At 69.3% G+C, this 5287-nt stretch carries 6 protein-coding genes; all 6 read right to left on the reverse strand.

All coding sequences use genetic code 11. The features are described from left to right. On the reverse strand, positions 1-955 hold a 955-nt coding region (locus tag AC2W7M_RS19325; RefSeq protein WP_486134147.1), incomplete at its 3' end, for a MutS N-terminal domain-containing protein. A 113-nt stretch (positions 956-1068) separates the two neighbouring features. After that, complete coding sequence (gene trmB, locus AC2W7M_RS19330; protein WP_486134149.1) at positions 1069-1773, reverse strand: tRNA (guanine(46)-N(7))-methyltransferase TrmB; 705 nt, start codon at positions 1771-1773, stop codon at positions 1069-1071. Between the two features lie 167 nt (positions 1774-1940). Further along, complete coding sequence (gene metK / locus AC2W7M_RS19335) at positions 1941-3134, reverse strand: methionine adenosyltransferase (protein ID WP_486134151.1); 1194 nt, start codon at positions 3132-3134, stop codon at positions 1941-1943. A 108-nt stretch (positions 3135-3242) separates the two neighbouring features. Then, the gene (locus tag AC2W7M_RS19340; protein ID WP_486134153.1) at positions 3243-3650 is read right to left on the reverse strand and encodes a helix-turn-helix domain-containing protein; all 408 of its coding nucleotides are present in this window, start codon (positions 3648-3650) and stop codon (positions 3243-3245) included. A gap of 100 nt (positions 3651-3750) precedes the next feature. Beyond that, positions 3751-4362, reverse strand: a complete 612-nt coding sequence (lnt, locus tag AC2W7M_RS19345; protein ID WP_486134155.1) for an apolipoprotein N-acyltransferase — start codon at positions 4360-4362, stop codon at positions 3751-3753. Continuing rightward, on the reverse strand, positions 4332-5132 hold the full coding sequence (gene lnt, locus AC2W7M_RS19350; protein ID WP_486134157.1) for an apolipoprotein N-acyltransferase: 801 nt from the start codon (positions 5130-5132) through the stop codon (positions 4332-4334). Before lnt (AC2W7M_RS19350) ends, lnt (AC2W7M_RS19345) begins: the two co-directional genes overlap by 31 nt. Positions 5133-5287 lie beyond the last annotated feature (155 nt).

Genomic DNA, 5287 nt, shown 5'->3' on the forward strand with positions numbered 1-5287 from the left:
CGCGGCCAGCAGCGACGCCGCGCCGCTCGCCGGAGGTGGTGCGCACCAGCTCCAGATTGGCGCGGGTGCCGGCGTCGATCGCCATGACGCCGTCCTGCGCCTCCTTGCGCGGCGGCGCCAGAACCGGCCGGGCGCCGAGCTGGGTGCGCTCCACATAGGCGACCACCGCGGCGGCGGCGGTCAGTTCGGCGCGGGTGAAGGCGCCGAACCCGTCCAGCGCCGCGACGCCGAAGAAGGCGGCGAGGCGCTTGTCCGCGCTCGCCCCATCGAAGGAGGCGCGCGGCAAAGGCGTCACCGCCGGCAGCTCGCGCAGGATCGCCTTGAGGTGGGCATCCTCATAGAGCGCGTCGGAGACGAGAAGCTCGGCCGGGTCGATGCGCGCGAGGTCGCCGGCCAGCGCCTCGGCGCCGGTGGCGATCACCCGGAACGCCCCGGTGGACATGTCGGTGAAGGCGATGGCGTAGGAGAAGTCCGCGCCCGAGGCGCCGGTGCGGGCGAGGGCGGCGAGCACGTTCTCCCGCCGGGCGTCCAGCAGCGCGTCCTCGGTGAGGGTGCCCGGGGTGACGAGGCGCGTCACGTCACGCTTGACCACGCTCTTCGGGCCGCGCTTCTTCGCCTCGGCCGGGTCCTCCAGCTGCTCGCAGACCGCCACCCGGAAGCCGAGCGCGATCAGCTTGTGGAGATATTCCTCCGACCGCTCGATCGGCACCCCGCACATGGGGATGTCCTCGCCCAGATGCTTGCCGCGCTTGGTGAGGACGATGCCGAGGGCGCGCGAGGCGGCTTCCGCGTCCTCGAAGAACAGCTCGTAGAAGTCGCCCATTCGGTAGAACAGGAGGCTGTCCGGGTTCGCCGCCTTGATCTCCATGTATTGCGCCATCATGGGCGTGACGCGCGCCTCCTCCGCCTTGGCGGGCGGGGCGGCGGGAGCGGGGGCGGGCGTGTGCGCGGTCATGGGCGGCGAGGCTAAAGGGCGCGGGGCGCCGTGTCAGCGCGCATGGCCCGGCCGTCGACAGGAAAAGGACGCCCGGGGAGCACCCGCCCCGCGGCGCCGCCGGCCCGAGCGCCTCAGGTCCGCACGAAGGTGAGGTAGGTGGGCGTGCGCCCCTGCGCCCGCGCCTTCTGCTCGTAGCGGGTGCCGCTCCAGTGCGGATAGGGCGTCATCCAGTCTGCCGCCGTGCGGGCGGTCCAGCGGAAGGCGCCGTGCCGCCGCACCTGGGCCAGCGTCCAGCCCACATAATGCGGCACGTCGGACGCGAAGCGGAATTCCGCGCCCGGCGCGAGGACGCGGGCGAGCCGATCGAGGTTCTCCGGATTGACGAACCGCCGCTTCCAGTGCCGGCGCTTGGGCCAGGGGTCGGGATAGAACAGATCTGCGCCGGCAAGGCTCCCGGCCGGCAGGCGCGCCAGAACCAGCGCCGCATCGAGGTCGATGACGCGGATGTTGGCGAGGCCCGACTGCTCCAGGTCCACCAGCATGCGCGCCATGCCGTTGAGGAACGGCTCGACGCCGATGAAGCCGGCCTCAGGCCGCCGTGCCGCATGGGCGATGAGGTGCTCGCCGCCGCCGAAGCCGATCTCGAGCCGGATCTCGCGCGGGCGATGCGCGAACAGGGTGGCCGGGTCGGCGGCGTCTTCAAGCGCGAAGCGGCGGGCCGGCAGCAGCCGGGCGATGGCGTCCTGCTGCTGGCCGCGCAGCGTCTTGCCCACGCGCCGGCCGAAGAAGGCGCTGCGGGGTTCGGTGTCGGCGGTCTTCGGATCGCGGGTCGGCATGCTCAGTCGGAACGGATGGCGGCGGCGCGCGGAACGGGTTGTGTCGGGACCCTACGGAATCGGGCGGGATTTGGCCCGTGGCGTTCCGCCGGCGGCGCCCCGTGCAGGTCCCCTGAACGACCATGCCGGGCGGGGCCCGGCCATGGTGCGTTCGGAATAAGGGACAATCAGGCGAGCGCGGTCTTCAGCGCGTCGGCGAGGTCGGTCTTCTCCCAGGAGAAGCCGCCCTCGGCGTCGGGCGCGCGGCCGAAATGGCCGTAGGCCGCGGTGCGGGCATAGATCGGCTTGGTAAGGCCGAGATGCTCGCGGATGCCGCGCGGGCGCAGGTTCATGACCTCGCGCAGCGCCTTCTCCACCTTGGCCTCGTCCACCTGCCCGGTGCCGTGCAGGTCCACATAGACCGCGAGCGGATCGGAGACGCCGATGGCATAAGCGAGCTGGATCGTGGCGCGGTCGGCAAGGCCCGCCGCCACCACGTTCTTGGCGAGGTAGCGCGCGGCATAGGCGGCCGAGCGGTCCACCTTGGTCGGGTCCTTGCCCGAGAAGGCGCCGCCGCCGTGCGGCGCCGCGCCGCCGTAGGTGTCGACGATGATCTTGCGCCCGGTGAGGCCGCAGTCGCCATCGGGGCCGCCGATGACGAACTTGCCGGTGGGGTTCACGTGCCAGAGCGTGCCGTCGGTGATCCAGCCGTCCGGCAGCGCCTTGCGGATATAGGGCTCCACCAGCGCCTGCACGTCCTTGGAGGTCATGCTCTCGTCGAGGTGCTGGGTGGACAGCACGATCTGCGTCACGCCCACCGGCTTGCCGCCCTCATACTGCACCGTGACCTGGCTCTTGGCGTCCGGGCCGAGCTGCTTGGCGGCGCCCGAATGGCGGGCCGCGGCGAGGTCCTTCAGGATCTTGTGGGCGTAGAAGATGGGCGCCGGCATCAGCTCCGGGGTCTCGCGCACGGCATAGCCGAACATGATGCCCTGGTCGCCCGCGCCTTCGTCCTTGTTGCCGGCGATGTCCACGCCCTGGGCGATGTCGGCGGACTGGCCGTGCAGCAGCACCTCCACGTCCGACTTCTCCCAGTGGAAGCCGTCCTGCTCGTAGCCGATGTCCTTCACCGCCTTGCGGGCGACCTCGATGATTGCGTCCTCGGTGATGGAGGAGGGGCCGCGGGTCTCGCCGGCGATCACCACGCGGTTGGTGGTGGCCAGCGTCTCGCAGGCGACGCGCACCTGCGCCGGGTCGATGCCTTCCTTCAGCGCGGTGCCGAAGAACAGATCCACCACCTCGTCGGAGATGCGGTCGCAGACCTTGTCGGGGTGGCCTTCGGAAACCGATTCGCTGGTGAACAGGTAGTTTTGGCGTGCCATGTCGTGACCCCAATTGCGCCCGCGCCGCGAGGCGATGTCGCCGTTTTCGCAGCGCGGGATTGGCCGGTCAAGATCAAGGCGGCCGATTCGTTCGTCAAAACGAACGGATCAGGCCTCGTGCTCTCCGGCGATGGCGGTCACGAGGTCGACGATCTTGCGCCGCACCTTTGCGTCCGGAATGCGCATGAAATTGCGCGTCAAAGCCAGACCGTCCGAAGTCGCGAGAAAGTCTGCCACATAGGCGGGCGAGTGACTTTCCGTCACGCCATCGACTTCCGGCCCGACCGAGGGCGCACCCTCGAAGAAGAACGCCACCGGGACACCGAGGACAGTCGAGATCTGCTGGAGACGACTGGCGCCGATCCGGTTTGTGCCCTTCTCATACTTCTGGATCTGCTGGAAGGTGATGCCGAGGTGTTCGCCCAGCTTCTCCTGGCTCATCTGAACCATCATGCGACGCATGCGCACACGCGCGCCAACATGCTTGTCAATAGGGTTAGGCGCCTTCTTGGCCATGGTCTCCCCGGCTACGTCGGAAAAGAGAAACGCATTACTTCGCATTGCGAAGGCTGCCCTGATTGCTGGCGAACATAGGGATACAACGACCGAGCGTCGATCAACTTTTGCGTGCAAAGCGGAGTCGGCGGGGAATCAGTGCCAGGACAAATCCTGAGAGAATGAGACAAATCGCCGTCAGCGGACCCGCCGTCGCGGCGCTTGGAACCGTTTCCAACGGCTGGGGAAGCCAGCCGTCCACCAGCGCCTCCTCGCCCAGAGCCGAGCCTGCGACGATACGCCCCAGTGGATCGACGATTGCGGAGATGCCGGTGTTCGCTGCGCGCACCAGAGGCAGGCCCTCCTCGACCGCGCGCAGCCGCGCCTGAGCGAAGTGCTGGTAGGGTCCGGGCGTGTTTCCGAACCAGGCGTCGTTGGTCACATTGAGGAGAAGGCCCGGCCGCTGACCCTGCGGAATAACCTTTCCAGGAAAGATAATTTCGTAGCAGACCAGGGGCGAGGCCAGCGGCAGGCCGGGCACCGAAAGCGGACTTAGGGACGAACCCGATGAAAAGCCACCACGTACACGGGTAAGTTGTTCCAGTCCGAGTTCCTCGAGGGCTGCCTGGAATGGCAGATACTCGCCGAAGGGAACCAGATGGACCTTGTCGGTGCTGGTCAGCACCCGCCCCTGATGGTCGATCACCCGAATGGCATTGAAGAACGGGGACACCTGCCCTTTCGGGGGGTGTCGTATCGCACCGCACCCGTCACGAGGGTGACGTTCTCCGGCAGCGCCGCGGCGATCGCCTCCGCCGCCCAGGGCTCGCGCTCATAGATGAAGGGAAAGGCGGATTCCGGCCAGACCAGCACGGTCACGTCGTCCAGGCCGCGCGGATAGGTGGCCGAAGGCCGCGCGCTCAGGTTGAGATAGTGGGCGAGAATGTCCTTGCTGCGCCCGTAGGCGAACTTCTCGTCCTGCGCCAGGTTCGGCTGCATGATGCGCAGGCGCACCCCCGCCACCGGTGCCGCTGGGTGGGCGGCAAGGCGTGCCTCCCCCCACAGCACGGCCGCCACCAGTGTCATCGCCGCGCCGCCGGCCAGAACCAGCGCGAGCGGCCGCGGCTTCAGCAGCAGAACCGGCGCCGAGAAGAGCAGCAGCGCGAAGAAGGTGAGGCCGTAGACGCCGAACAGCGCCGCGCTCTGCATCAGAGCCGGGTCCTGCGCCACCGCATAGCCGAACGTGTTCCAGGGAAAGCCCGAGAGCACGTGGCCGCGCAGCCATTCGCTGGCGGTGAGGCCGGCGGCGAGCGCGAAGATGCGCTCCGGACCGCGGCTCCAGGCCAAGAGCGCCAGCACCGCGCCGAGGGCGGTGAAGAGCGCGAGGCCGGCGGGCATGGCGATGACGGCGAACGGCAGCAGCCAGCCGAACACCTCCGCCTCCACCAGGAAGGCGGCGCCGATCCACCACAGGGAGGCGAGGAATAGCCGAAGCCGAACCACCAGCCGACGGTCGCGGCGGCGCGAAGACGCGCCGTCAGTGGGCCGGCGCCGTGGGCGCCGTCCAGAAGCAGCACCAGGACCGGGAAGCTCACCGCCAGAGCCGGCCAGGCGCCGAGCGGCGGCATGGCGAGCGCCGCGAACGCCCCGGCGAGGAC

Source organism: Xanthobacter sp. BG11Y11_SDJG (genome assembly GCF_057364445.1).